The organism is Lysobacter sp. Root983 (assembly GCF_001429345.1).
Lineage (GTDB): Bacteria > Pseudomonadota > Gammaproteobacteria > Xanthomonadales > Xanthomonadaceae > Lysobacter.
This window is the reverse complement of sequence record NZ_LMJO01000016.1, coordinates 492,823-518,971: the sequence shown is the minus strand read 5'-3', so window position 1 is coordinate 518,971 and position 26,149 is coordinate 492,823. Positions and strand designations below refer to the sequence as shown.

At 68.4% G+C, this 26,149-nt stretch carries 24 protein-coding genes; 7 read left to right on the top strand and 17 right to left on the bottom strand.

All coding sequences use genetic code 11. From position 1 onward, the window contains the following. Positions 1–10: 10 nt before the first annotated feature. Together atpD and ASE43_RS14435 are read left to right on the top strand one after the other, a co-directional pair. Positions 11–1,414: a F0F1 ATP synthase subunit beta gene (atpD, locus tag ASE43_RS14440; protein WP_056180511.1), complete on the top strand. Its 1,404-nt coding sequence runs from the start codon at positions 11–13 to the stop codon at positions 1,412–1,414. 134 nt (positions 1,415–1,548) lie between these two features. Next, positions 1,549–1,974, top strand: coding sequence for a F0F1 ATP synthase subunit epsilon (locus tag ASE43_RS14435; RefSeq protein ID WP_056180509.1), 426 nt, complete (start codon positions 1,549–1,551; stop codon positions 1,972–1,974). A 194-nt stretch (positions 1,975–2,168) separates the two neighbouring features. Here the strand turns inward: ASE43_RS14435 and ASE43_RS14430 are convergent, their stop codons facing one another. After that, positions 2,169–2,552 carry a GtrA family protein gene (locus ASE43_RS14430; RefSeq protein ID WP_057160948.1) on the bottom strand — a complete coding sequence of 128 codons (384 nt, stop codon included), beginning with the start codon at positions 2,550–2,552 and terminating at the stop codon, positions 2,169–2,171. A 144-nt stretch (positions 2,553–2,696) separates the two neighbouring features. Here ASE43_RS14430 and glmU point away from each other — a divergent pair, with 144 nt between their 5' ends. Then, positions 2,697–4,070 carry a bifunctional UDP-N-acetylglucosamine diphosphorylase/glucosamine-1-phosphate N-acetyltransferase GlmU gene (gene glmU / locus ASE43_RS14425; RefSeq protein WP_057160947.1) on the top strand — a complete coding sequence of 458 codons (1,374 nt, stop codon included), beginning with the start codon at positions 2,697–2,699 and terminating at the stop codon, positions 4,068–4,070. Between the two features lie 206 nt (positions 4,071–4,276). Here glmU and ASE43_RS14420 read toward each other — a convergent pair whose 3' ends face one another. The 8 genes from ASE43_RS14420 to ASE43_RS14385 all read right to left on the bottom strand — a co-directional run bounded on the left by ASE43_RS14420 (position 4,277) and on the right by ASE43_RS14385 (position 13,913). After that, a complete protein-coding gene (locus ASE43_RS14420; RefSeq protein WP_056180500.1) occupies positions 4,277–5,596 on the bottom strand; it encodes an ATP-binding protein in 1,320 nt (439 codons plus the stop codon). A gap of 10 nt (positions 5,597–5,606) precedes the next feature. Continuing rightward, positions 5,607–6,962 (bottom strand): sigma-54 dependent transcriptional regulator, encoded by a 1,356-nt coding sequence (locus ASE43_RS14415; RefSeq protein ID WP_057160946.1) that lies wholly within the window; start codon positions 6,960–6,962, stop codon positions 5,607–5,609. 124 nt (positions 6,963–7,086) lie between these two features. After that, on the bottom strand, positions 7,087–8,916 hold the full coding sequence (locus ASE43_RS14410) for a DUF885 family protein (RefSeq protein ID WP_200956265.1): 1,830 nt from the start codon (positions 8,914–8,916) through the stop codon (positions 7,087–7,089). A gap of 149 nt (positions 8,917–9,065) precedes the next feature. Further along, positions 9,066–10,298, bottom strand: a complete 1,233-nt coding sequence (locus ASE43_RS14405; protein WP_056180494.1) for an FtsX-like permease family protein — start codon at positions 10,296–10,298, stop codon at positions 9,066–9,068. 8 nt (positions 10,299–10,306) lie between these two features. After that, complete coding sequence (locus tag ASE43_RS14400) at positions 10,307–11,620, bottom strand: ABC transporter permease (RefSeq protein WP_056181257.1); 1,314 nt, start codon at positions 11,618–11,620, stop codon at positions 10,307–10,309. Between the two features lie 25 nt (positions 11,621–11,645). Then, positions 11,646–12,371 (bottom strand): ABC transporter ATP-binding protein, encoded by a 726-nt coding sequence (locus ASE43_RS14395; RefSeq protein WP_056180491.1) that lies wholly within the window; start codon positions 12,369–12,371, stop codon positions 11,646–11,648. Between the two features lie 34 nt (positions 12,372–12,405). After that, positions 12,406–12,624, bottom strand: coding sequence for a hypothetical protein (locus ASE43_RS14390; protein ID WP_157489464.1), 219 nt, complete (start codon positions 12,622–12,624; stop codon positions 12,406–12,408). A gap of 2 nt (positions 12,625–12,626) precedes the next feature. Further along, positions 12,627–13,913: an HlyD family efflux transporter periplasmic adaptor subunit gene (locus ASE43_RS14385; protein WP_057160944.1), complete on the bottom strand. Its 1,287-nt coding sequence runs from the start codon at positions 13,911–13,913 to the stop codon at positions 12,627–12,629. A 210-nt stretch (positions 13,914–14,123) separates the two neighbouring features. Here ASE43_RS14385 and glmS point away from each other — a divergent pair, with 210 nt between their 5' ends. The 3 genes from glmS (at position 14,124) to ASE43_RS14370 (ending at position 17,779) form a co-directional block, all read left to right on the top strand. Then, positions 14,124–15,956 (top strand): glutamine--fructose-6-phosphate transaminase (isomerizing), encoded by a 1,833-nt coding sequence (gene glmS, locus ASE43_RS14380; protein ID WP_056180480.1) that lies wholly within the window; start codon positions 14,124–14,126, stop codon positions 15,954–15,956. A gap of 234 nt (positions 15,957–16,190) precedes the next feature. After that, on the top strand, positions 16,191–16,496 hold the full coding sequence (locus ASE43_RS14375; protein ID WP_057160943.1) for a helix-turn-helix transcriptional regulator: 306 nt from the start codon (positions 16,191–16,193) through the stop codon (positions 16,494–16,496). Then, on the top strand, positions 16,493–17,779 hold the full coding sequence (locus ASE43_RS14370; protein WP_056180476.1) for a type II toxin-antitoxin system HipA family toxin: 1,287 nt from the start codon (positions 16,493–16,495) through the stop codon (positions 17,777–17,779). Before ASE43_RS14375 ends, ASE43_RS14370 begins: the two co-directional genes overlap by 4 nt. Positions 17,780–17,893: 114 nt before the next feature. Here ASE43_RS14370 and ASE43_RS14365 read toward each other — a convergent pair whose 3' ends face one another. The 5 genes from ASE43_RS14365 to ASE43_RS14345 all read right to left on the bottom strand — a co-directional run bounded on the left by ASE43_RS14365 (position 17,894) and on the right by ASE43_RS14345 (position 23,911). Then, a complete protein-coding gene (locus ASE43_RS14365) occupies positions 17,894–19,477 on the bottom strand; it encodes a Na+/H+ antiporter (RefSeq protein ID WP_057160942.1) in 1,584 nt (527 codons plus the stop codon). Positions 19,478–19,611: 134 nt separating this feature from the next. Beyond that, positions 19,612–21,162 carry a phospholipase D family protein gene (locus ASE43_RS14360; protein WP_057160941.1) on the bottom strand — a complete coding sequence of 517 codons (1,551 nt, stop codon included), beginning with the start codon at positions 21,160–21,162 and terminating at the stop codon, positions 19,612–19,614. Positions 21,163–21,232: 70 nt separating this feature from the next. Further along, a complete protein-coding gene (locus tag ASE43_RS14355; RefSeq protein ID WP_057160940.1) occupies positions 21,233–21,727 on the bottom strand; it encodes an anthrone oxygenase family protein in 495 nt (164 codons plus the stop codon). 49 nt (positions 21,728–21,776) lie between these two features. Beyond that, the gene (locus ASE43_RS14350) at positions 21,777–22,760 is read right to left on the bottom strand and encodes a PD40 domain-containing protein (RefSeq protein WP_057160939.1); all 984 of its coding nucleotides are present in this window, start codon (positions 22,758–22,760) and stop codon (positions 21,777–21,779) included. An 11-nt stretch (positions 22,761–22,771) separates the two neighbouring features. Further along, positions 22,772–23,911 carry a hypothetical protein gene (locus ASE43_RS14345; protein WP_235568757.1) on the bottom strand — a complete coding sequence of 380 codons (1,140 nt, stop codon included), beginning with the start codon at positions 23,909–23,911 and terminating at the stop codon, positions 22,772–22,774. A 100-nt stretch (positions 23,912–24,011) separates the two neighbouring features. Between ASE43_RS14345 and ASE43_RS14340 the strand changes: the two genes are divergently transcribed. Next, positions 24,012–24,950: a LysR substrate-binding domain-containing protein gene (locus tag ASE43_RS14340; protein WP_057160938.1), complete on the top strand. Its 939-nt coding sequence runs from the start codon at positions 24,012–24,014 to the stop codon at positions 24,948–24,950. Between the two features lie 9 nt (positions 24,951–24,959). Here the strand turns inward: ASE43_RS14340 and ASE43_RS14335 are convergent, their stop codons facing one another. The 3 genes from ASE43_RS14335 to ASE43_RS14325 are packed head-to-tail and all read right to left on the bottom strand — an operon-like array spanning position 24,960 to position 26,021. Beyond that, positions 24,960–25,343, bottom strand: a complete 384-nt coding sequence (locus ASE43_RS14335; protein WP_056180461.1) for a hypothetical protein — start codon at positions 25,341–25,343, stop codon at positions 24,960–24,962. A gap of 31 nt (positions 25,344–25,374) precedes the next feature. Beyond that, on the bottom strand, positions 25,375–25,821 hold the full coding sequence (locus ASE43_RS14330; RefSeq protein ID WP_057160937.1) for a DUF3592 domain-containing protein: 447 nt from the start codon (positions 25,819–25,821) through the stop codon (positions 25,375–25,377). Beyond that, positions 25,818–26,021, bottom strand: a complete 204-nt coding sequence (locus tag ASE43_RS14325; protein WP_057160936.1) for a hypothetical protein — start codon at positions 26,019–26,021, stop codon at positions 25,818–25,820. The genes ASE43_RS14330 and ASE43_RS14325 overlap by 4 nt, the downstream gene beginning before the upstream one ends. Positions 26,022–26,149 lie beyond the last annotated feature (128 nt).

Genomic DNA, 26,149 nt, shown 5'->3' with positions numbered 1-26,149 from the left:
GGAAAGAACCATGAGCCAGGGCAAGATCGTTCAGATCATCGGTGCGGTCGTCGACGTCGAGTTCGCGCGCGCGGAAGTGCCGAAGGTGTACGACGCGTTGAAGGTCGCCAACACCGAAATCACGCTGGAAGTGCAGCAGCAGCTCGGCGACGGCATCGTGCGTACCATCGCGCTGGGTTCGACCGACGGCCTCAAGCGCAACCTGATCGCGACCAACACCGGTCACGCGATCTCGGTGCCGGTGGGCGCGGGCACCCTGGGCCGCATCATGGACGTGCTGGGCAACCCGATCGACGAAGCCGGCCCGGTGCAGGCGACCGATCATTGGGAAATCCACCGTTCGGCTCCGTCCTACGAGGACCAGTCCTCGGCCAACGACCTGCTCGAGACCGGCATCAAGGTCATCGACCTGATGTGCCCGTTCGCGAAGGGCGGCAAGGTCGGCCTGTTCGGCGGCGCCGGCGTGGGCAAGACCGTCAACATGATGGAACTCATCAACAACATCGCCAAGGCGCACAGCGGTCTGTCCGTGTTCGCCGGCGTGGGCGAGCGTACCCGCGAGGGCAACGACTTCTACCACGAGATGAAGGACTCCAACGTCCTCGACAAGGTGGCGATGGTGTACGGCCAGATGAACGAGCCGCCGGGCAACCGTCTGCGCGTGGCCCTGACCGGCCTGACCATGGCCGAGTACTTCCGCGACGAGAAGGACGCGTCCGGCAAGGGTAAGGACGTGCTGCTGTTCGTCGACAACATCTACCGCTACACCCTGGCCGGTACCGAAGTGTCGGCGCTGCTGGGCCGTATGCCGTCGGCCGTGGGTTACCAGCCGACCCTGGCCGAGGAAATGGGCGTCCTGCAGGAGCGCATCACCTCGACCAAGACCGGTTCGATCACCTCGATCCAGGCCGTGTACGTGCCCGCGGACGACCTGACCGACCCGTCGCCGGCGACCACCTTCGCCCACCTCGACGCCACCGTCGTGTTGAGCCGTAACATCGCGTCGCTGGGCATCTATCCGGCCGTGGATCCGCTGGACTCGACCTCGCGTCAGCTCGACCCGAACGTGATCGGTGCCGAGCACTACGACACCGCGCGTCGCGTGCAGTCGACCCTGCAGAAGTACAAGGAACTGAAGGACATCATCGCGATCCTGGGCATGGACGAGCTGTCGGAAGAAGACAAGCAGGCCGTGTCGCGCGCGCGCAAGATCGAGCGTTTCTTCTCGCAGCCGTTCCACGTGGCCGAAGTCTTCACCGGCGCGCCGGGCAAGTACGTGTCGCTGAAGGACACGATCCGCGGCTTCAAGGGCATCGTCGACGGCGAGTACGACCACCTGCCGGAGCAGGCGTTCTACATGGTCGGCGCGATCGAGGAAGCGGTCGAGAAGGCCAAGAAGATGGGCGTGGGCTGAGACGCCTGACGGCGTCTCGGAAACTGGGGGTCGAGAATCGGGAATCGTAAGAGCGGAACGTCAGCCCTCGCGGCTTTAGACGAATCCTCATTCCCCATTCCCGATTCCCGTCGAGCGAGCAAAGCGAGAGAAACATGGCCACTACGTTCCGTTGCGACATCGTCAGCGCCGAGGAAGAAATCTTCCACGGCGAAGCGACGCTGCTGGTCGCCACCGGCGAAATCGGCGAGCTCGGCATCGCGCCGCGCCACGCGCCGCTGATCACGCGTCTCAAGCCCGGCAAGGTCGTGGTGACCCTGCCCAACGGCGAGCACCTGGACTTCGCCGTGTCCGGCGGCATCCTGGAAGTACAGCCGCAGGTCGTGACCGTGCTGGCCGACACCGCGATCCGCGCTCAGGACATCGACGAGGCCGCCGTGCGCGCCGCCAAGGAAGAAGCCGAGCGCATCCTGTCGAAGAAGGATCCGAAGATGAGCGCGGAAGAGGCTCAGGCGCAGCTGGCGATGAGCGTTGCCCAGCTGAGCGCTCTGGAGCGTCTGCGCAAGAACATGAAGCACTGATCGCGCGCCACCGCGTCGCGAACGAAACGCCGGCCTCGCGCCGGCGTTTTTGTTTTGGGCAGTCCTGGGGGATGAGCGGCGTGAGCCGCGACCACGAAACCTCGGTCGCCGAAGAGCCCGCGAATGCGAGGCAGGGTCGCGGCTTATGACCGAAGGAAATCCCTGTGGGATGCCGCTGCTGCCCCAAAGCCCGGTCAGCGGCGATAGATCCAGTACCGCGACAGCAGGAAGCCGATCGCGCCCAGCACCAGTTCCACCGCGGGCTTGGCCAGCCAGGTCCAGGTCAGGCCGACCGCATCGTCGATCGCGCCCATGGCCCAGGTGCTGACCAGGGTGGTCGCGATCCACATGCCCAGGAAGCGGCCGAACTGACGGCGGCCGACGCGGGTGTCGTCGCCGGCGAAGGTGATGCGGCCGTTGAGCCAGAAGCCGAGCAGGGCGCCGCTGACGCGGCCGGCGATGTTGGCCGGTTCCACCGCCATGCCGGCGTGGCTGAGCGCGACCATCACCCCCCAATCCAGCAGCCATTGGATCAGGCCGATGATGAGGTAGTGGCGGCCCTGACGACCCAGGCTCATCCGGCGCGGCTCCGCGGACGGCGGCGCGCCGATGGGCGGTGGCGTGAATGGCGCGGGGTCGGATTCGGCACCGCCGCATCCTAGCAGGGCCGGCGCGGCTAGAATCACTGTTCACTGATCGCGTAATCGCCTCCCGGAGTCCGCATGGCCGCACCCCTGCATGTCGTCATTCTCGCCGCCGGCGAGGGCAAGCGCATGAAGTCCGACACCGCCAAAGTGCTGCAGAAAATCGGCGGACGGCCGATGCTCGCGCACGTGATCGCGACCGCGCGCGCCCTGGATTCGGCCGGCATCCACGTGGTCTACGGGCATGGCGGCGAGCAGGTGCGCGCGGCCTTCGCCGATCAGCCGGACCTGCACTGGGCCGAACAGGCGCAGCGCCTGGGCACCGGCCACGCGGTGCAGCAGGCGATGCCAGGCGTGCCACAGGATGCGCGCGTGCTGGTGCTGTACGGCGACGTGCCGCTGACCACGCCCGCGACCTTGCAGCGCCTGCTGGACGCGCCGGGCCGGCTGGCGGTGCTGGTCGCCGACCTGATCGATCCCACCGGCTATGGCCGCATCGTGCGCGACGCCGAAGGCCGGGTCGGCCAGATCGTCGAGCACAAGGACGCCGACGAGGCGCAACGCGAGATCTGCACCGTCAACACTGGCATCCTGGTCTGCGACGGCGAGCCCTTGCGGCGCTGGCTGCAGAGCCTGGGCAACGACAATGTCCAGGGCGAGTACTACCTCACCGACGTGTTCGCCGCCGCCGCCGCCGAATTCAGCGCCGCCGAGATGGTGCACGTGAGCGATCCGCTGGAGGTCGAGGGCGTCAACGACCCCTGGCAGCTGGCGCAGATGGAGCGCGCGTTCCAGCGCCGCGCCGCGCGCGCGCTGTGCGAGCAGGGCGCGCGCCTGGCCGATCCGACCCGTTTCGATCAGCGCGGCGTAGTCAGCGTCGGCCGCGACGTCGAGATCGATGTCGACGTGATCCTGGAGGGCCGCGTGGAGCTCGCCGACGGCGTGCGCATCGGCCCGTTCTGCCGGCTCAAGGACGTGACGCTGGGGCCGGGCACCGAAGTGCGCGCGCATTGCGACCTGGACGGCGTGGTGGTCGAGGGCGCGGCCCAGATCGGCCCGTACTCGCGCCTGCGTCCGGGCACCGTGCTCGCCGACGGCGTGCACGTCGGCAACTTCGTGGAAACCAAGAACGCGCGCCTGGGCGTGAGCAGCAAAGCCAATCATCTGGCTTACCTCGGCGACGCGACCATCGGCAGCGGCGTGAACGTCGGCGCGGGCACCATCACCTGCAACTACGACGGCGTCAACAAATCGGTCACCGTGATCGAGGATGGCGCCTTCATCGGTTCCAACTCGGCCTTGGTGGCGCCGGTGACCATCGGCGCGGGCGCGACCATCGGCGCCGGCTCGGTGATCGGCAAGAACGCGCCGGAAGGCAAGCTCACCGTCGCGCGCGCGCGCCAGGTCACGATCGACGGTTGGCAGCGACCGGTGAAGAAGCCTAAGGCTTGAGGTGGGTAGTTGGAGGTTCCCCTCCAATCACTCGAAGTATTTCCCCCCCTCCGCGAACAGTTCCCCCTTTGAAAAAGGGGGGCTAGGGGGGATTTGCTGTTGCTGTTGCTGGTTCGTTCAAGGCAAAAGCAAATCCCCCCTAGCCCCCCTTTTTCAAAGGGGGGAACTCAAAAGCAGGGATGGGGGCGTAGGCGACGAAACCACGCTCAATCCGGAATCAACATCGACACGCACAGGCCGCCGCCTTCGCGGTTGAGCAGGGCGATGCGGCCGCCGTGGGCTTCGGCGATTTCGCGCGCCAGGGCCAGGCCCAGGCCGGTGCCGTTGCGCTTGGTCGAATAGAACGGCAACAGCGCGTTCGCGAGCACCGCCTCGTTCATGCCGGTGCCGCGGTCGAGCACGTCGATGCGCCAGGCGTCGGGCGTGCGCCGCAGCACCAGGCGCACTTCCTCGGGCTTGGAGCCGGACTCGTGCGCGTTCTTGAGCAAGTTGAGCAGGCTCTGCTCCATCTGCGCGGCGTCGAAATGGACGATGCCTTCCTGACCGCGCGCGCGGCCGTCGTAGACGAAGTCGACCTGGCTGCGCAGCTGGGCCAGAAAACGCGACCACTCCACCGCCTCCAGGCGCGGCGCCGGCAGCTTGGCGAAGCGCGCGTAATCGCGGATGAAACCTTCCAGATGGCGCGCGCGTTCCTCGATGGTGGTCAGCGCGGTCGGCAGCTTGTCGTATTGGCCGCGCCGCACCAGCTCGGCGCCGGAGTGGGCGAGCGAGGCGATCGGCGCCAGCGAGTTGTTGAGCTCGTGGCTGATCACCCGGATCACCTTCTTCCAGGTCTGCACTTCCTGCCGGCGCAGCTCGGCGGTGAGCTGGCGCAGCAGCACCAGCTCGTGGTGGCGGCCGTTAAGGCGGAACATGCGCCGGGCGAGGTGATAGATGTCCTCGTTGTCCTCGTCGCCGACGGTGAACATGCCGTCGCCGCCGCGATCGAAAGCTTCGCGCACGGGCTCGGGCGCGCGCGCGAGCAGGTCATCGAAGGACTGGCCTTCGAGCCGGCGGCCTTCGCCCAGCATTTTGCGGGCGGCCAGATTGGCGTGGACCACGCGCCGGCTCGGATCGACCAGCAGCATCGCCACCGGCGTGTTCTGGACCATCGTGTCCAGCAGCAGTTCGCGCTGCACCAGCGACAGCCGCTGTTCGCGCAGGGCCTCGCCGAGCAGGTTATGGCTATCGACCAGCTCGCCGAGTTCGCCGCGGCCCGCCCATGACAGGCCGAAGCTGTAGTCGCCGTCGCGGTAGCTGGCGACGCTGCCGGCGAGCGCGCGGAACAGCGAGTTCATCGGCGCGAACGCGCGGCGCACGTGGTAGACCAACAGCGGCAGCAACAGCGCTACCGCCAGCGCCGGCGCCATCCAGCGCTGCGACAGCAGGGTGCCCAGCCAGGTGGTCAGGGCGGTGCCTACGATCAGGTAAGCCAGCGCGATCGCGCTGAAGCTCAGGCTCAAGGGCAGATGGCGCAACCAGCGCATCGCGTTCTCCTCAGTCCCGTTTTATGCCGAGCCGGTCGAGCCGGCGATACAAGGCCTGACGCGACAGGCCCAGTTCGCTCGCCGCCTGCGCGAGCACGCCACCGGCGCGTTCCAGCGCCGCCTCGATGCTGGCGCGGTCGGGCTCGTCGCCGCCGGAGCCCGCGACGCTCGCATTGGCCGCCGGCAGGCCCAGATCGGCGGCGCCGATGTCGTCGCCGCGCGCCAGCAGGACCGCGCGCTGCAGGGTGTTGCGCAGCTCGCGCACGTTGCCCGGCCAGGCGTGCGCGACCAGAGCGTGCTCGGCGTCCTCGCTCAGGCGCTTGCGGCCGTCGGCTGCGAGTTCGCGCAGGAACTTGCGCGCCAGCGGCAGCACGTCGTCCGAACGTTCGCCCAGCGGGGGCAGGTGAATCTCGATGGTGTTGAGGCGGTAATAGAGGTCTTCGCGGAAGCGACCGTCGCGGATCATCGCCGGCAGGTCGGCGTTGGTGGCGCTGATCACGCGTACCTTGACCTGGCGCTCGCGGTTGGAGCCCAGGCGTTCGAAGCGCCCGGTCTCGAGCACGCGCAGCAGCTTCATCTGGCCGGCCAGCGGCAGGTTGCCGATCTCGTCCAGGAACAGGGTGCCGCCATCGGCGGCTTCGAACTTGCCTTCGCGCGCCTTGCTGGCGCCGGTGTAGGCGCCGGCGTCGGCGCCGAACAATTCGGCCTCGATCAGTTCCGACGGCAGAGCGCCGCAGTTGAGGGTCACGAAGGGGCCGGACTTGACCGAGGAATTGGCCTGCACGATCTCGGCGATCTTCTCCTTGCCGGCGCCGTTGGGGCCGGTGATGAGCACCGGTACGTCGGCGCGCGCGACATGCCCGGCCAGCTCGACCACGCGCGCCAGCGCCTCGGAGGCGAACACCAGGCCGCGCAGGTCGTAGCGCGATTCGAGTTCGCGGTGCGCGCGCTTGCGCTGGTCGTGCAGGCGCGCGACTTCGCGCGTGCTCGCCGACAGCTCCAGCAGGTTCTCGACGCTGGCCAGCAGCTTCTGGTCGTCCCAGGGCTTGGCCAGGTAGTCGGCGGCGCCGGCCTTGGCCAGATCGACCGCGATGTCCAGGTGGGTCCAGGCGGTGAGCAGGATGATCGGCAGGTCGGGGTGGCGCGCACGGATGGCGCGGAACAGGGCCACGCCTTCCTCGCCCGAGGTGGTGTCGGCGCTGAAGTTCATGTCCTGGATCACCAGGCCGATCTGCTCGCGTTCCAGCGCCTGCAGGCCGTCCTCCGGCGATTGCGCGGTGAGCACGCGGATCTCGCGCAGGCCGAACAGCAGGTCCAGCGCGGTGCCGACCGCGGGGTTGTCGTCGATCACCAGGACGGTGCGCATAAGGCTCCGGAACGTTGAGGGTGCGGCGGCGTGCGCGACGTCGCCGCGGGTCCGGCGGAAGTATAGCCAGCGCCGCCGCGCGGCAGCGGCGCGCGCGCGCCGATACCGCGAGACGGCGCGTCGATCATGGCGCGGCCGCGCCGGTGGCGCGAGTGCGTGCGATCCAGCCGTCGATGCGCTGCTCCAGCGCGTCCAGCGGCAGGGCGCCGCCGCCCAGGACCTGATCGTGGAAGGCGCGGATGTCGAAGCGATCGCCGAGCGCGGTTTGCGCGCGCTCGCGCAGCTCGACGATCTTCAGCTCGCCGATCTTGTAGGCCAGCGCCTGGCCGGGGTTGGCGATGTAGCGATCGACCTCGGCCTGGATGTTGGGCTCGTCCGAATCCGAATGCTCGCGGTACCAGGCCACCATCTGTTCGCGCGTCCAACGCTTGTGGTGCACGCCGGTGTCCAGCACCAAGCGGTTGGCGCGCACCAGTTCCTGGGCGAGTCGGCCGAAGTCGCTGTACGGGTCCTGATAGAAACCCAGTTCCTTGCCCAGGCGCTCGGAGTACAGGCCCCAGCCTTCGATGTAGGCGGTCTCGCCGATCAGGCGCCGGAACGGCGGCAGCTCGGGCAGCGCGCGGGTGATCGAGTTCTGCAGGTGATGGCCGGGAATGCCCTCGTGGTAGGCGATCGCCTCGATCGGCAGCAGCAGGCGTTCGGTCGGCGCGCTGGTATTGATCATGATCATGCCCGGCCGGGAACCGTCGGGCGTGCCGGGCATGTAGCCGGCCGCGGACGCGGACTTCTCGCGGTACGGTTCGATCGCGCGCACTTCCACGCCGGTCTTGGGCAGCAGGCCGAACAGCTCGGGCAGGCGCGGCTCCATCTGGGTCACGTACTTGCGGTACAGCTCCAGGATCTGCTCGCGCGACTGCGCGTGTTGCTTGGGATCCTGGCGCACCGCGGCGCGCATCGCCTTGAGGTCGGCATAGCCGAGCTTGCGCGCGATCTCGGCCTGGGTCTTCTCGATCCGCGCGACTTCGGCCAGGCCGAGCTGGTGGATCTGCTCGGCGCTCATGTCGGTCGAGGCCTGCTGGCGGATCTGGTAGGCGTACAGCGCCTCGCCCTTGGGCAGCGACCACAGGCCCGGCGTTTCGCGGCCCTGCGGCGCGTATTCCTTGGCGACGAATTCGGACAGCTTGCGATAGGCCGGCCGCACCTGTTCGTCGACCGCGGCGAGCAGGGCCTTGCGGATGCGCTCGCGCTCGCCGGCCGGCACGCTGTCGGGGAATTTCTGCAGCGGCTGGGCGAACACGTTGTCGGCGCCGGCCGGGTCGGCGATGCCGTCGCATTGCGCGACCACTTTCTCCAACAGGTAGCGCGGCGGCATCAGGCCGTCCTTGGCGCCCTGACGCGCGCGCTCGGTGACCTGGTCCAGCAGCTTGGGCATCGCGCGCAGGCGCACGATGTATTCGTCGTACTGCTTGACGTCGTTGAACGGAAACGCGCTGGCGATGATCGGCAGCAGCAGGTGGATGCCGTTCATCTGGTCCAGCGGCATCTCGTGCAGCTTGAGCCGGTAGAACTCGCGGTCGCTTTCCAGGCGCCGGATCATCAGCTGCAGGTTGAGTCGGTCGGCGTCGGCCAGGCCTTCGGGGTCGATCGCGCGGAAGCGCTTGAGCAGCGCTTCGAGATCGCGGGTCTGGCTGTCGACGGCGGAGAGCGAGAAATCGCTCCAGCCGGCGTTGTAGCGATAGTCTCCGAAGAAGCTGGCCTGCTCCGGCGCTTCGCGCAGGAAGGTCTGCCACTGCTCGTCCAGCAGGGCGTTGAGCGCGCGGGTGCGGGCGGCGACGTCGGCGCTGGTAGCGCTGGACGCCGGCGCCGCGGGGGCGGCGGTTGCGGCGTGGACGCCGCCGATGGCCAGGGTCAGGGCGAGCGCGAGGGCGTGCAAGGGGGCGTTGCGTGGGGACATGAGTGCGGGCTCCGTACCGGATTTCGAGACGACCCGGTCCGGGCCCGTCCAGCGCGGAGGCTGGACGGGCTTGCGGACCGACTCGGAGAGACTAGCGGGCGCGTTGCGCGCGCGCCCGGAACTGCGCCACGCGTTGCGAATCGAACGCGTCAGATCGAGCGGGTCGCGACCGCCGGCGGCACCGCCGCGGCGCGGCGCGCCGGACCGAACACCGCGATCTGGCCCAGCGCCCACAGCGCGACCGCGCCCAGCGGCAGGTAGATCGCCGGCAGTCGCGGCAGTTCGTAGGCGCTCATCAACACCATGTTGATGCCGTAGGCCAGCGCCATGCCGATCATGATGCCGAGCGTGGCAAGCAGGAAGTTTTCGGTCTGGAAGTAGCGCAGCACCTGGCCGCGGGTCGCGCCCAATGCGCGGCGCACGCCGATCTGCTTGGTCCGCTGCTGCACCCAGAAGCTGGCCAGGCCGACGATGCCCAGCGCGGTCACCACCAGCAGGGCGATGCACACCGCGACCAGCAGCCAGGCCATGGAACGGTCCTGCTGATAGAACTCACGGCGCATCGTTTCCAGGGTCTTGCTCTGGTCCTCCAGGATGATTCGGGTCGGCCCGCTTTTCTCCAGCGCCGCCATCGCCGCTTTCATGGTCTCGTCGCGGCGGCTGGGATCCACGCGCAGCAGGTAGTTGCCGCCGACCTCGTAGGTCACCCGGATCGGGAAGATCATCGAGTACTCGTACTCGCCGGCGCCGCCGCGGTTGTTCGGACGCGCGAGGTGGTCGACCACGCCGACGATGCGGATCGGCTTCGGGCCCCAGCTGTAGAACACCTTGCCGACCGCGTTCTCGCCCGGGAACAGCTTCTCGGCGACCACCTTGGTGACGATCGCCGCCGGCACGCCGGCGTCGGCGGGCAGTTTGTCGAAGTCCTCGTAGTTGATGTACTCGTCGTTGGTGAAGCGACGGCCGGCGATCAGGTTCAGGCCCAGGGTATCGAGCAACTGCTCGTCGCCGAAGTAGGTGGTCGCGCTGAGGTTCGGGAACGGCTGATCCTGCTTCACGCTCACGCCGCTGTTCCAGGAGGAATTGCCGAACGTGACCTGGTTGCTGACGGTGGCGGCCTTGACCCCGGGCAGTGCGCGCAGCGCGGCCAGATCGGCCTGGGTGACGGAGCGGGCGTCCTCGTTGTTGTTGATGCCGGTCAGCTGCACCCGCACGATTTCGTTTTCGGCCAGGCCGCTGGTGCGGTTCATCAGTTCCAGACGGTTGCTGATCAGGAACACCGCGTTGCAGATGATGGCGCAGCTCAACGCGATCTCGAACACGATCAGCGCGGCGGCGGTCTTGTGGCGACGCAGGGTCGTCAGGATGGGGCGGATGTCCATGGTGGGCCTCACTGGCTCTTGAGCTGGATGGCCGGGGTCACCTGGCAGGCATGCCAGGCCGGCAACAGGCCGGCCAGCACGCTGGCGACGACCGCGATCACAAAGGTGGCGACCAGCATGGTCGGGTCCAGATGGGCGAGTTCGGCGTAGCTGGCCGGTTGCTGACGCACCGCCCACAGGCCCAGCATCGCCAGGCCCAGGCCGATCACGCCGCCGACCAGGCCGACGGTGCCGGCTTCGACCAGACATTGGGCGAAGATCGCGCGCCGCGAGGCGCCGAGCGCGCGCCGCACGCCGATCTCGTTGGCGCGGCGCAGGAACTTGGCCAGCAGCAGGCCGACGGTGTTGAGCAGGCACACCAGCAGGAAGCCGAACGCCAGCCAGGTCTGCAGGCGCACATCGGAGGGCACGACCTTGTTGTGGTCCAGCCAGTCCATCACGTTGTACAGGCGCACGTTGGTCGGACGCTCGAAGCGGCCGGCGCTGCGCTGCTCGTCGGAGTAGTTGCCCAGATAGGCCAGGTAGTCCTTGGCCTTGTCGGCCGAGTCCAGTTCCACCCAATACTGCAACCAGGCGCAGGGCGCGTTGAGCGCGTGCGAGCCCTCGGGGTCGTCGTTACGGTTCTCTCCCCAGCAGTTCATATCGCCGTTGTTGCCCATGCGCAGGGCCAGCGAGGTCGAGAACGGAATGAACACCTGCTCGCCGCGGCCGAACTTTTCGTTGCTCAAGTCGTAGAAGCGCGGCGTCGGACGCCAGTTGTCGATCACGCCGACCACGCGGAACTCGGATTCGTTGATCCGGATCGGCTTGCCGACGCTGGGGCCGGCGCCGAACAGCTTCTCGCTGAGTTCCTTGCTGATCACCGCCACGCGCGCGCGGTTCTCGTCGTCGCTGGCCTTCCAGGCGCCGCCCTGCAGGAAGGGCACGTCGAACATGGCGAACAGGTCGGCGGAGGTGAAACGCGCGTCGGACATGAAGGGCGTCAGGCCCTGGCGGTCGGGCTCGATGTTGGCCGAGCCGGCGGTCATCACCGCCTGGCGCTGGGCGCGCTTGGCGCGCAGCAGGGCTTCGGAATCGAAGCGGGTCATCTGGAACGAGGGATCCTCGCCCGGGGTGTAGCCGTCCTTGGTGCGCGGATCCATCTGCACGTAGAACAGACGATCGCTCTTGCTCGGGATGGGGTCGCCGGAGAGCACGTAGAACACCGTCAGCGTGGTCATGCTAGCGCCGATGCCGAGCGCGATGGCGAGCACCATCAGCGCGGTCAGCATCTTGTTGCGGCGGAAGCTTCGGAACGCCAGGTCGAGGTAGTAGCCGAACATGGAGTTGGCGGTCATCGCGACGTCCTCAGGCGGTGGTGGCGGCGGCGTCGTCGCTGGCCAGCGAGCGCACCAGGCTGGGCACGGCCGCGAAGTCGGTGGCCATGCCGTCGACGATGTGCACGTTGCGCTGCGCGCGCGCGGCCAGCTCGGGATCGTGGGTGACCATGACGATGGTGGTGCCCTGGCCGTTGATCTCCTCCAGCAGCTCCATCACGCCGCGCGCCATCTGCGAGTCGAGGTTGCCGGTGGGCTCGTCGGCCAGCAGCAGGCGCGGGCTGCCGGCCAGCGCGCGCGCGATCGCGGCGCGCTGTTGCTGGCCGCCCGACAGCTCGGCCGGGTAGTGCTTCATGCGCGAGCCCAGGCCGACCCGGCTGAGCGCGTCTTCGATGCGCTGGCGGCGTTCGGCGCCGGGCATGCCGCGGTAGCGCAGCGGCACGTCGACGTTGTCGAACAGGTTGAGGTCGGGGATCAGGTTGAAGCCTTGGAAGATGAAGCCGATCTTGCGGTTGCGCAGGCGCGAACGCGCGTCGTCGGACATGCCGCTGACGTCCTCGCCGTCGAGCCGGAACTCGCCGCCGGTGAAGGTTTCCAGCAGGCCGGCGATGTTGAGGAAGGTGGTCTTGCCCGAGCCCGACGGGCCGGTGACCGCGACGAACTCGCCTTCGCGCACATGCAGGTCCAGCGAGCGCAGCGCGTGGGTTTCGACGAGTTCGGTGCGGTAAACCTTGGTGACCTGGCGCATGTCGAGCATGACGGTATGTCCTGAGTGAAAAGGTGGAGAGGAATCAGCGAACGCGGAACGAGGTCGGCGCGGCGTTGCGCAGGTAGCCGTTGCGGCGCCAGGCCTGGACCGGGGCTTCGACGTTGGCGCTGGGCTGGGCCTGGGCGCGCGCGGCGTCGAAGTCGAACAGCTCGCTCAGGCGCAGCGGCATCGCGCCGGCCAGGTCGTCGGAGGTCCAATGCAGGTCGAAGGGGAACACTGGGGTGCGGTTGGAAGCTTTCATGATCATTCTCCTGAGAGGCGGATGCTTTCTGCGTTATCGAACTGGTCGCTACCGGATACCACCACGCGCTCGCCCGGTTGCACGCCGGAAACGATCTCGACCGCGCTGAGGCTGCTGGCGCCGGCCTGGATCGGGCGTCGCACCGCGCGACTGCCGTCGACCACGTAGGCGAAGCGGCCGCCGGACTGTTCGAGGAAGGGGCCGCGCTCGACCATCAGCACGTTGCGGCGGGTGTCGAGCACGATGCGGGCGGACAGGCGCTGGTTCTGGCGCAGGCCCGGGGGCTGCTTGCCGGTGAAGCGCAGGCGGCTGGTGACTTCGCCGTTCACCACTTCCGGCGACACCGCCGAAACCTGCGCGGCGTAAGGTTCGCCGGCGCCGCTGGTGATCTGCGCCGGCATGCCGATGCCCAGATCGCGGGCGAAGCTTTCCGGCACCTTGATCTCGACTTCGAACACGGCCAGATCGACCACGCTGAGCACCGGCGCGTTGGCGGCGACGTTGGCGCGCTGCGCGATCTGGACCTGACCGACCTGGCCGTCGAAGGGCGCGCGCAGGGTCAGCGCGTCGACCTGGCGCTGGGTCTCGATCACGATCGCGCGCTGGCGGTCGGCGAGCAGGCGCTTGTTGCGCGTGTCCAGGCCGGCGCCCTGGCCTTGCAGGCCGGCGTCCTGGCGCGCATGCGCCAGACCGATGTCGGCCTTCTTGAGTTCGTCCTGCGCGCGCGCCACGTCGACCTGCGCCACCGCGCCGCCTTCGAAGCCGCGCTGCTGGCGTTCCAGATCGCGGATCGCGGCGGTGCGTTCGATCTGCGCCTGGTCGTAGGCCTTGCGCGCATTCGAGCGCGCCAGCTGGGCGTCGAGCTCGGAGCGGCCGGCCTCGGCTTCCAGGCTGGCCAGGGTCGCCTGTTCCTGCGCCAGCTTGCTGCGCAGTTCGGGGCTGTCGATTTCGGCCAGCGCCTGGCCTTGCTTGACCACGTCGCCGGCGACCACCTTCAACACCACCGTGCCCGCGGCGATCGCGTACAGGGTGGGGCTGTTGGCGGCGATCACGCGGCCGTCGGCGGAGATGTCGCGCACCAGGTCGCCGCGCTTGACCTCGGAGATGCGCACCCGCGATGCGTCGACCGAACGGCCGCTGGCGCTCCAGCCCGACAGCAGCCAGGCCGCCAGCGCGATGGTGCCGACGCCGGCGGCGCCGGCCAGCAGCCAGGGGCGACGGCGCTTGCTCGCGACGGAGGCGGTGGCGGCGACGGGGCGGTCCTGGGCGGCGGTATCGCGGATGCTCATGCGGTGTTCGGCTCGGCGGGTGGGCGAAAGGTCTTTGCTGTTATGCAATGCACGAGTCGTGCCAACCGCAAGTTGTTGATTTTATTGGCTGGCGCGCAGTGTCCGGGTGTCCGTCCGGACGGACACCGCGTCCGCCGGACAGACCGGACATGCCGGTTGTGCCGCCGCGCGCCGTTAAACTAGGCGGACACCAGCAGGAGCATTCGCAGCATGTGTGGAATCGTCGGCGCGATCGCGGATCGCGATGTGGTACCGGTCCTGATCGAAGGTCTTAAGCGGCTGGAGTACCGCGGTTACGATTCCGCCGGCATCGCGGTGATCGACGGCGCCGATGTGCGCCGCGTGCGCCGCACCGGACGCGTCGCCGAAATGGAGGGCGCGGCACAGTCCGAGGGCTTCCACGCCACGCTCGGCATCGGCCACACCCGTTGGGCCACCCATGGCGGCGTCACCGAAGCCAATGCGCATCCGCACATCAGCTTCGGCGAACTGGCGGTGGTGCATAACGGCATCATCGAAAACCACGAAGAGCAACGCGAGCGCCTGCGCGCGGCCGGCTACGCGTTCGAGTCGCAGACCGACACCGAAGTCATTGCCCATCTGATCCATCACCATCAGTCGCAGGGCAAGGATTTGCTGCTCGCGGTACAGAGCGCGGTGCGCGAACTGATCGGCGCCTACGCGATCGCCGTGGTCAGCAAGCGCGAACCCGGCCGTCTGGTCGCCGCGCGCATGGGCTGTCCGCTGCTGGTCGGCCTGGGCGAGGGCGAGAACTTCGTCGCCAGCGACGTTTCGGCGATCATCCAGGCCACGCGCAAGGTGATCTTCCTGGAAGAGGGCGATACCGCCGACGTGCGTCGCGACGGCGTCGACGTGTACGACGAGCATGGCAAGCTGGCCGCGCGCGATGTCCATCTGTCGGACGTGTCGCTGGCCTCGCTGGAACTGGGCCCCTACCGCCACTTCATGCAGAAGGAGATCCACGAGCAGCCGCGTGCGATCGCCGACACCATCGAAGCGGTCATGAACGACGGCGCGTTCCTGCCGGCGCTGTTCGGCCGCGACGCCGAAGCCGTGTTGCGCGATATCGAAGGCGTGCAGATCCTGGCCTGCGGCACCAGCTATTACGCCGGCCTGACCGCGCGTTACTGGATCGAAGCCATCGCCGGCCTGCCCTGTCAGGTCGAGGTCGCCAGCGAGTACCGTTACCGCAAGGCGGTTGCCAACCCGAAGCAGTTGATCGTGACGATCTCGCAGTCGGGCGAAACCCTGGACACGATGGAGGCCCTGAAGTACGCCAAGTCGCTGGGCCACGAGCGCACCCTGTCGATCTGCAACGTGCCAGAGAGCGCGATTCCGCGCGCCAGCAAACTGGTCTACTACACCCGCGCCGGCGCCGAGATCGGCGTGGCCTCGACCAAGGCCTTCACCACTCAGTTGGTGGCGCTGTTCATCCTGACCGCAACCGTGGCCAAGCTGCAGGGCCGTCTGGACGCCGCGCAGGAAGCCGAGTTCATCGACGCACTGCGCTACCTGCCCGGCAGCGTGCAGCACGCCCTGAATCTGGAACCGCAGATCACCGCTTGGGCCGAGCGCTTCGCGCCCAAGCAGCACGCGCTGTTCCTGGGGCGCGGCGTGCACTACCCGATCGCGCTGGAAGGCGCGCTCAAGCTCAAGGAAATCTCCTACATCCACGCCGAAGCCTACCCGGCCGGCGAGCTCAAGCACGGCCCGCTGGCGCTGGTCGACGCGGCCATGCCGGTGGTGGTGATCGCGCCCAAGGACGGCCTGCTGGAGAAGGTGAAGTCGAACATGCAGGAAGTGCGCGCGCGCGGCGGCGAGCTGTTCGTGTTCACCGACGAGGACAGCCAGTTCGGCCCCTCCGAGGGCGTGCACGTGATCCGCGCCCCGCGCAACGTCGGCGTGCTGTCGCCGGTGGTGCACGCGATCCCGGTGCAACTGCTGGCTTACCACGCCGCGCTGGCGCGCGGCACCGACGTCGACAAGCCGCGCAATCTGGCCAAGTCGGTGACGGTGGAATGAGCCGCGACCGCGCCAGTCGGGGCGGTCCGGGTAGATGAGGCTTGCGAGGATGAGCGTACGGCTGCGCTAGGCGCTCTTCAGGGCGTAGCCAGTTAACTAGCGCTTTTCTGCCTATTTAGCGATATCTCCGCCTTATTCGGCGGAATAGTGCTATTTGATTGATATGTATTTAACTAGCGGATTTCCGCCTTGTGGTAGGCTTCGAGCTACCCATTTGGCGAGAAAGCGCTAGTTATGTCTGCCGCATTCAATACGCCGCAAGAACTCCTCTCAGCGCTCGGGGGGCGGATCAGCCGGCTGCGCATCGGTAAGGCGCTCACCCAGGCGGAGCTGGCCAGCCGGGCCGGCGTATCGCCGCGCGCGCTGGGCGACCTCGAGCGTGGCAATGGCTCATCGTTGATTACCTACGTCAGCGTTCTGAAGGCATTGGATGCCTTGTCGTCCCTGGACGCGCTGGCGCCGGCACCGACGATCAGCCCCATGGCTTTGCTGCGCACCCGCCAGGCCCAGCCCAAGCGAGCGCCGAGGCGGCGCTCATGAACGCCGCACCGCTGGTCGTCGTCGAAGTGCGCGTATGGGGCAAGCGCGTCGGCGCGGTCGCGGCGGATCCGACGTATGCGTCCTACGCCTTCGAATACGACCCGGCCTGGGCGCGCCGCGGGATCCAGCTGGCGCCGCTGACGATGCCCACCCCTGGACCCGGCATCCATACATTCCCCAGTCTGGATCGCGAGGCCTACAAGGGCTTGCCGGGCCTGCTCGCCGATGCCCTGCCCGACGACTTCGGCAACCAGTTGATCGACGCGTGGATGGCCAGCCACGGCGTCGCCAAGCAGGACGTGACCACCCTGGATCGCCTTGCGTACATGGGCAAGCGCGGCATGGGCGCGATCGAGTTCCGGCCGGCGCGCGGTTCGGCCAGGGAGTCCAAGAAACCGCTGGCGATGAAGAGTCTGGTGGAAGAAGCGCGCCGTGCCATCCATGCGGATCTCAGCGACGACGAAGCCGCGCAGGCGGCGCTTGCCAACATCATCCGCGTGGGCACCTCGGCCGGCGGCGCGCGCGCCAAGGCGGTGATCGCCTGGCATCCGCAAACCAACGAAATCCGCAGCGGCCAGTTCGACGTGGATCCGGGTTGGGAGCATTGGCTGCTGAAGTTCGATGGGGTCGGCAAGGATCTGGAGCTGGGATCCAGCCAGGACTACGGACGAATCGAGTACGCCTACTACCTCATGGCGACGCACGCCGGCATCGTCATGAGCCCCTGCCGCCTGCTGCAGGAGAACGGCCGACGGCACTTCATGACCAAGCGCTTCGACCGCGAGGGCAACGACAAGGTGCACGTGCAGACGCTGTGCGCCTTGCAACACCTCAACTACAAACAGCGCGGCACGCATGCTTACGAGCAGTTGTTCATGGTGGCCACGCAACTGGGGCTGGCCCCCGAGGCGCTGACCCAGCTGTTCGCCAGGATGACGTTCAACGTGGTGGCGAAGAACCACGACGACCACACGAAGAATCACGCCTTCATGCTGCGCGAAGGCGGGGCCTGGGAGCCGACCCCGGCCTACGATGTGACATTCGCCTACAACCCGAGCGGCGAGTGGACCCAGCAGCACCTGATGAGCATCAACGGCAAATTCGACGCCATCACCAAAGAGGATCTGTTGAACGTGGCGGCCCGGTTCTCGATCCCGAATGCGGAAAAAGCGATAAGCCGCGTATGCGAGGCGGTGCGCGAATGGTCCGGCTTCGCGGCGGAAGCGGGGGTGCAGGACGCGGAAATCGCACGGATCGGGCAGCTCCACATCGCGCGGCTGTAACCGACACCAGCGAGCGACCGCGACAAGCGCGCGGTCGCCGGCTTCGGGGTGACGCCGCTGCCGTCGACGACGGAAAAACGCCGGGCGCGTCCTGCCCCGACGTGACTACCGCGCTTACGCCTTGGCCGAAATCGCGCTCAGCTCTTCCAGATCCAGATCCCGTTCCAGCTCGCGCAAGGTCGCGTCGTCGATATCGCCGGCGCGGTGCAGGCGGATCAGTTCGCGGCGGCCGCTGGCCACGGCTTCCAGGACGACGTCGAAGTGGGCGTGCAGCAGCGGCGTGTAGTGCTCGGTGCGAGCGGCGTAGTCGACGATCGCCACCGACTTGCGTTCGTATTGCGCCAGCAGCTTGGGGTGGATGAGTTCGCCGGCGCTGTCGTAGGCCAGGGCGCGCACGGTCGCGAACTGCGCCTGCGCCATCGCGGCTTCGGCCTGGCTCATGGTCAGACGCGGCTTCTCGGTTTCCGGCTCGGTCAGGCGCGCCCATGCGATCACGCGGCCCAGGGTCATGCCCTGCAACAGGACGGTGCCCAGGATGACGGCGAACGAGGTGACCAGGATGAAGTCGCGGCCCGGGAAGCCTTCCGGCACGCTCAGCGCCAGGGCCAGGGTGACCACGCCGCGGACGCCGGCCCAGCTCAGTACCGTCGAGCCGCGCGCGCCGATGGGCTGGTAACGCTTGAGTCCCAGCGCGTTGCAGAGCTTGATGATCAGATCGGAGCCGAACACCCAGACGAAGCGCGCGATGGTGAGCGCGGCGATCACCCCGAGGATGTGCCATCCCATCGTCGCGGCCACCACGCCGAAACCGCCGCCGCGTTCGACCACGCCGCGCAGCGACAGCCCGATCAGGATGAAGACCGAGGCCTCCATCAGGAACACCAGCACGGTCCAGAACGAAGTGCCGCGCATGCGCGTCGAGGCCGAGAGGATGATGCTGGAGTTCCAACTCGCGATCAGTCCCGCGGTCACCGTGGCGATGACGCCGGACACGTGCAGCATTTCGCCGAGCAGGTAGGCGATCCATCCCAGCAGCGCGGTGGTCGCGATGATCAGGTATTCGTCGCCCAGGCGGCGCACCAGCTTGACCCAGAGCAGGCCGACCAGGGTGCCGACCGCCACGCCTCCCAGCGCCAGCAGAAAGAAGCTGCCGACCGCCTCGCTCGCACTGAAGGCGCCGGTGACGCCGGCCGCGATCGCGAAGCGGAACAGCACCAGGCCGCTGGCGTCGTTGAGCAGGCTTTCGCCCTCCAGCAGGATCTGCAGGCGGCGCGGCAGCTTCACCCGTTGCAGCACCGAGCGCGCGGACACGGCGTCGGGCGGCGACACGATCGCCCCCAGCGCCGCGCAGGCGGCCCAGGGCAGCGATGGAATCAGCCAGTGAGTCACCACGGCCACGACCACGCAGGTGAACAACACCGCGCCCACCGCCATCGAGCCGATGCCGATCAGATGGCGGCGCAGCCGGGTCAGGGCGATGGACCAGGCGCCGTCCATCAGCAGCGGCGGCAGGAAAATGACCAGCACCAGTTCGGGATCGACGCTGATGGCGGGCAGACCGGGCAGGAAGGCCAGCGCCGCGCCGCCGGCGAGCAGACCCACCGACGGCGGCAGGCCCAGCCTGTCGGCCACGTAGTGCAGCGCGATGATCGCCAGGAACATCACGATCACCAGCTCGAACAAATGGGTTGAATCCATGCGGCTCTCCTGCGACCGGGGCCAGCTGTGTCCGGCTCCCTATTTCCGGGTAGGACCGGCCGAAAGGCAACTCTTTAATGCGCGGCGCCGGTGCCGATTCGAGCGGGGGCGGCCAAGCGCGAGCACCTCGCCGCCTACAACTGCGATTCGATCGGCAGCCAGCCCAGTACGCGCGCGGTGGCGCGGCGCATGAGGCCGGCGTCCGGCTCGCGGTCGAGCAAGCGCGGCGGGCGGCTGGTCTCGTCCAGCCAGCACAGGCGGCCGTCGTCCAGGGTCACCCGATAGCTCAGCGCCGGCGCGGCCAGGCGTTCGTACTCGCGGCGCAAGGACGCGGCCAGCGTCGCGTCCTCGAACAGCACACCCATCTCGGTGTTGAGCTCGGCCGAACGCGGGTCGAGGTTGAACGAGCCGACGAAGCCGCGCGCGCCGTCGACCACGAAGGCCTTGGTATGCAGGCTGGCGCCGCTGCTGCCGAACAGGCCGGCGGCGGCGCTGGGGCCGCTGCGGCGGATCTCGTACAGGCGCACGCCGCCCGCCAGCAGGCGCTCGCGGTAGCGCGCATAGCCGCTGTGCACGGCCGGGACATCGTTCGCGGCCAGGGAGTTGGTCACCACGCCGACCTGGGCGCCCTTGCGCACCAGGCCGACCAGGCCGTCGCTGCCTTCCTCGCCGGGCACGAAGTAGGGCGAGATCAGCAAGGCTTCGTGCTGGGTGGTGGCGAGCTTGGCGATCAGTTGGGTCACCAGCCAGTCGTCGCCGCCGTCGCCGCGCTTCTGTGCGGGATCCGACACTACCCGCACGCCTTCGCTCCAGTGCATGCCGGTGTCCCAGGGCAGGTTTTGGTCCAGCGAATCGGAGACGCGTTGCAGATAGCGCTTGGCTTCGTCGCCCTTGGCATCGTCGTCGATCCGGGCGATGTAAGCCTTCAGCTCAGCCGGCTTCTTGTCGCTGAGTGCGGCGATCGGCACTACCGCGGGGCTGTTCCAGTAGCGATCGAAGATGGCGCTGGCGTCGGCGACCGCCGGGCCGGCCAGCAGCAGGTCGAGGTCGCGGAAATTCACTTCCTGGTGGGCGTCGAAGTACTCGTCGCCGACGTTGCGGCCGCCGACCACGGCGACTCGGCCGTCGGCGATCCAGGCCTTGTTGTGCATGCGGTGATTGATGCTGAAAACGCGCTGCACCATTTCCAGCAAACGCCACAGTCCCTCGCGGTTGCGGAAGGGGTTGTAGAGGCGAATCTCGATATTTGGGTGCGCGTCCAGCACCATCAGCGCCGGGTCCAGGCCCTTGGCGTTGATGTCGTCCAGCAGCAGACGCACGCGCACGCCGCGCTCGGCCGCCGCGTAGAGTTCGCGGCCCAGCAAGCCGCCGACCAGGTCGTCGTGCCACATGTAGTACTGCAGATCCAGGCTGCGGCCGCTGGCGCGCGCGCTGGTCGCGCGCGCGGCGAAAGCCTCCAGGCCGCCCGGGATCATCAGCACGCCGGTCTTGCCCGGATGCGCGGCCAGGCGCGGCGCGAGTTCGCGGTCGATCGTGGTCTGCGCCGCGCGCAAGGGCAGGTGGGCGCTGGGCGCGCCCGTCGCGGGCGGGGTCAGACGGTCGGCCAGCAGCACACCGCTGACGACCAGCGCCAGCAAGGCCAGCAGGCCCCAGGCGAACCAACGCCAGCTTATGCGGATGCGCATCGAGGCTCCTTAGCGACGGTCGGAGTATGCGATGCGGCCCTCCGGCGCGCCAAGCCGACTCGCCGCCCCGCTAGCCCGGCGCGGCGCGTTGCAGCAAGGCCAGCACGAATAGCGCGCTGGCGAGCGTGCACGCCAGCGTGCGCACGTGATTCCCGCGCGTCCAATCGCGCAGGTAACGCTGCCAGACCGGCAGCGTGGCTTCGCCGCCCTGGTCGACCGCGGCCAGGGCGTTGTTGAGCGGCACGTTGAACGCGACCGTGCATACGAACATGCCCAGCACGTGTGCGACGCCGCCGACGAGCATGGCCAAGGCGCCGGGCGCGCTTGCATGCACGATCCCGATGCCAGCCAGTGCCAGGCCCGCGAACGTGGTGAGCCAGAACACCGGCATGAACAGCGAACGCAGGATGACGCGGTTGATCGCGTTCATCGCGGCGATGCCGGCGTCGGGGGCGATGCTGCCCAGCGCGCTCATGATGAACACCGAGAAGGCGAAGAACAGGCCGCCGAGCAGGCCGCAGCCGATCGCGCCGATCCAGAGCAAGACGCAGATGACGGTGTCCATCCTGGCGAAAACTCCTGTGTGCGCGGCGATGGCAGCCGTTGCGTTCGAGCTACGGGCTGGGGTCGTCGCCCGCCGCGTGTTTGCGCGCCGCATCGGCGTCCCATGCAGGCAGCCGATAGCGAACCAGATACAGCTCCATGCTCTGCGCGCCGTCGCGTTGGGCCGAGTAGAGCAGACGATCGCGCTGCGACCAGTCCAGCATCGGGCCGTAGCTATCGGTCTCGCGGCTGTTCACGCTCAGCGGCAGCAACTGGCCCGCATCGTAGCCCTTGCCGTGGGGCCTCGCCAGATAGAGGTCGACCCGATCGGTGCGGAAGTCCTGCGCGCGCGAGTAGACGATGCTGGCATCGTTGGCGAGATAGCTGGCGTCGAAATTGTGGGCCGAGGTGTTGATGCCTCCGCTCAGGCGTTGTGCGTCGTCGAAGCCGTCGCCGCGCCGCCGCGCGACGTAGAGGTCGAGTCCGCCGGCGCCGCCGGGGCGGTCGCTGGCAAACAGCAGGCGCCGGCCGTCGGCCGAGAGCATGGGTGCGTACTCCTTGCCCGGGCTGTTCACCGCCGCGCCCAGAGGCTCGGGCTCGCCGAAGCCGGTGGCGACGACCGCGACCCGCCACAAATCGTCCGCGCCCAGGCCGCCGGGGCGGTCCGAACAGAAATAGACGCTGCGGCCGTCGGCGGAGAACGCGGGATCGAAATCGCGACCCGGCGAGTTGAACGGCACCGGCGTCGCCTCGCTCCAGCCCTGTTCGCCGCGGCGCGAGATCCAGATGTCGTAACCGCCCGCGCCGCCGGGCCGGTCGCGGCTGAACCACAGCGCGGTGCGGCCGTCGGGGCTGAGGGTAAGGCGGATCTCCGCGTAGCGCGTGGAGGCGATGCCGGGCGCGAACACGGCCGGCGTATCGAGGATCTCGATCGAGGGCTTCGATGCTTCGCCCGCCGCGGCAGGCGAACTCGCATCGCTTGCGCCGGCGGCCAGCATCAGCCAGCAGATCGCGGCAGGGCGAAGCAGGTGTTTCGCGGCGATGTCCAAGCCCATCGATCGCACCCCTAGGCCTTGCGCACGAAATCGCTGATCCAATTGGTTTCCCAGCTGGCGCCACCGTCGTTGGAGCATGCCTGCTCCCAGCGCGCCGAGCGCGCGGTGATGCGCGACCACAACACGCGGGTACGGATCGGCTTGCCATCGAGACTATCGTCGCCGATGAAAGTGCCCAGGCCCTGCGCGTCGAAGCCGCCGCGCACGGGCGGCGCGATCGAGGTCGGCGTGCGGCCGTCCAGCCACCAGCTCAGCCATTGCTTGGTTTTCGCATCGTAGGAACGCAGGCCGACGCCGCGCACCGTGCCGGTCGGGAACTCGAAGACGTTGTCGCCGACGTTGCCGTAGCCGCCCAGCACCGGCCAATTGCGCAGGGTGCCGCCGAACTCGTCCCAATCCTGGCTGTCGACCAGGCGCTGGCGCAGGCGGCGGTGGCTGACTTGCCAATCGCCGACCAGGAAATCGAAATCGCGCGGCGCGTCGGCCAGCTTGTCCAGCGGCGAGGGCCGCGCGGCGGTGCGGGTGAAATAGTTGCGCCAATTGGTTTCCCAACTGGCGCCGCCGTCGGGCGAGAACGCCTGCTCCCACCACGGCTGTCGGCCGTGGATGTCGTGCCAGCGGAAGCGCATCACGATCGGCTTGCCGCGCAGCGTGTCGTGGCCGACGAACTCGCCGCCATCGCCCGTGAAGCCGCCGCGCACCGGCGGATCGATGTGGGTCGGGTTGCGCGCGTCCAGCCACCAGATCGACCACCGGCCCGAGTCGCGGTCGTAGGCGCGGATACCGAGGCCGCGGTAGGGATCGCCGGGCAGCTCGACTAGGTTGTCGTCGATGGTGCCCAGGCCGTCCAAGGTCGCCCAGCACGCGCTCTTGCCGGCGAAGTCCTGCCAGTCCTGGCTGCCCGCCAAGCGCTCCTTCAAGCGCCGATGGCGCACGTCCCAGTTGCCCTGCAGCCAGGCCCAGTCCCGCGCATGCGCGCCGGGTGTGGCGGGCGCTTTCGCGAAGCTCCAGGCGGGCAGGGCCAAGGCCGCGGCACCGGCCAGGGCCGTGCGGGTCACGAAGCCACGCCGACCCGGCGAGGCCGGCGAATCGGTGGCGTCCGCATCGACCCGCGACGATGCGGATCCGGGCTGGATGGGGAAGGAGGTCATGCGCAGTCCCTGTGGCGGTGGCGGAGGTTGCGGCGCCCAGAATGCGTGCCGCCGCCGCGGTTGACGACACGAATTCCCGGCCGCAGGCTAAGTCACACTTATGGTCCAGTCGCCGCGATTCCCCTCCTTGTCCGCGATCCGGGCCTTCGAATCGGCGGCCCGATTGGGCAGTTTCGCCAAGGCCGCGCAGGAGCTGGACACCACGGCGGCCTCGGTCAGCTACCACGTACGCCGGCTCGAGGAGCAGATCGGCGTGGCCCTGTTCCGGCGCCACCCGCACCGGGTCGAGCTGACCGAGTCGGGCGAGTTGGTCGCGCGCGAAGCCATCGCCGCCTTCGCTGCCCTGCGCGCGAGCTTCGTGCGCGCGGTCGATATCGACGAATCGCGTTTGTCGCTGACCACCTTGCCGACGCTGGGCACCAGTTGGCTCACGCCCAAGCTGGGACGCTTCCGCGCGCGGCATCCGCAGATCGCGTTAGAGCTGGACCTGTCGGTCGACGCGCAGGACCTGGGCGTGGGCCGCTACGATCTCGCGATCCGCAACGGCCACGGCGTTTGGCCCGGCCTGCAGGCGATGGAACTGTTTCCCGCGATCTTCATGCCGCTATGCGCGCCGGCCTTGCGCGCGGCCGCGGCCGAACTCGGCGATCCGCACCGCCCCTTGAGCGTGCCCTTGCTGGGCCGGCCGGATTGGTGGGCGCTGTGGTACCGCGCCCAGGGCCACGCCGACGCGACCCCGCCCGGCGGCTTCGGCACCCATCTGTCGGCCGAACACCTGGACGTCGCCGCCGCGGTCGCCGGCCACGGCATCGCGATCGGCTCGCCCATCCTGTTCCGCAACGAACTCGAATCCGGCCGTCTGGTGCCCGCGCACGATTTCGTCGCCGGCGACGGGCGCGCGTTCTGGCTCACCTACCCGAGCGCGCGCCAGCGCAGCGGCAAGATCGCCAAGTTCCGCGAGTGGCTGAGCGAGGAGGTCGCGCGCGACCGCGACGCGGCCCAGGCCTATCTGCGGCGGGCGGTGATCGTCGCGGCTTGAAGGCCGGGCCTAGCCGGCGAAGTGGAACCGCACCAAGGCCAGGCACAGCGCGAACAGGTAGGCGTAGGAGAAGCGCTCGATGCTCACCTGCACGTGCCCGCGCTTGACCCGCCAAACGCCCAATGCGGCCATCGCGAACCCGGCCAGTATCGGCGTCGCGATCAGGTTGACCACTCGCCAGCTTTCGTCCCGCACCAGCAGTTCCGGCAGCAGCCACAGGCTGACGCCACCGGCCAGCGCGCCCAGGCAGGCGTAAGCGATCGCGGTGAACCAGGGGTTGTAAGGCGGCGATTCGCGCTTCCGGCGGAACGGTTCCAGACCCAGGTCCACCAGCAGTTCCAGCACCCCTTGCAGGACCACTTCGCCGATCAGTTGGAACAGGAATTCGAGCACGATCGACTCCGAGACGGGGGGCAGGCGGCGATCAGGCGACCAGGTAGTACAGCGGCCACAGCGACAGCAGCACCGCCAGGAGCAGGTGCACCAGATTGGCGGTGGAGCTGCCGGGCACCAGCACCGCGCGCTGCGGGCGTTGCGGATCGTAGCTGACCTCGACTTCGCGGCCCTGGACGATGCCGTCTAGCAGTTCGGCGGCATCGGAAAAACCCAGGTAACGCGTGGGCCGATAGCTCAGTCGGGTCGAGGTGTAGTGATGCCGGCCGACCTGATAGCGGTAGCGCACATGCGCCGAATGGGTGACGTCGCCATCCTCATCCGGCTGGGTTTCGTCGAGATAGGCGCTCAGCACCCGGCCGCGCGCACGCGGCCAGCCGGCCGAGGCCTTCGCCAGCAGCAGCGCGCGCGCCTGCCACGCGACCAGGCCCAGCACGATCAGCAGCAGCAAGGCCGGCCCCAGGTCGGATCCGCTCATCGCGACGGCGTCCGCGCGCGCAGGCCGTACGCTAATGCGGACAGGCCGAGCGCCTGCAACAGCGCCAACTGCGGCGCAATGGGCAACTGCAGGAATACGAACCGGCCCTTGGGATCGCCGTTGCCGCCGAAAGCGAAGCCGAGGCAGATCGCGATGAGGGCGAGATAGAGTGCGGCCAGGGCCAATCCGGTCTTGCTCATGCGCGATCTGCGTGAGGGTTGAGCGGATCATCTTGGCCGATCGGCCCGCCGTCAATATCGGTTAAATTCGAGCGAGCATGGGGACGCAACGTGATGCGGTTTCCAACAGGAAATGGCTGCGTTGGTTC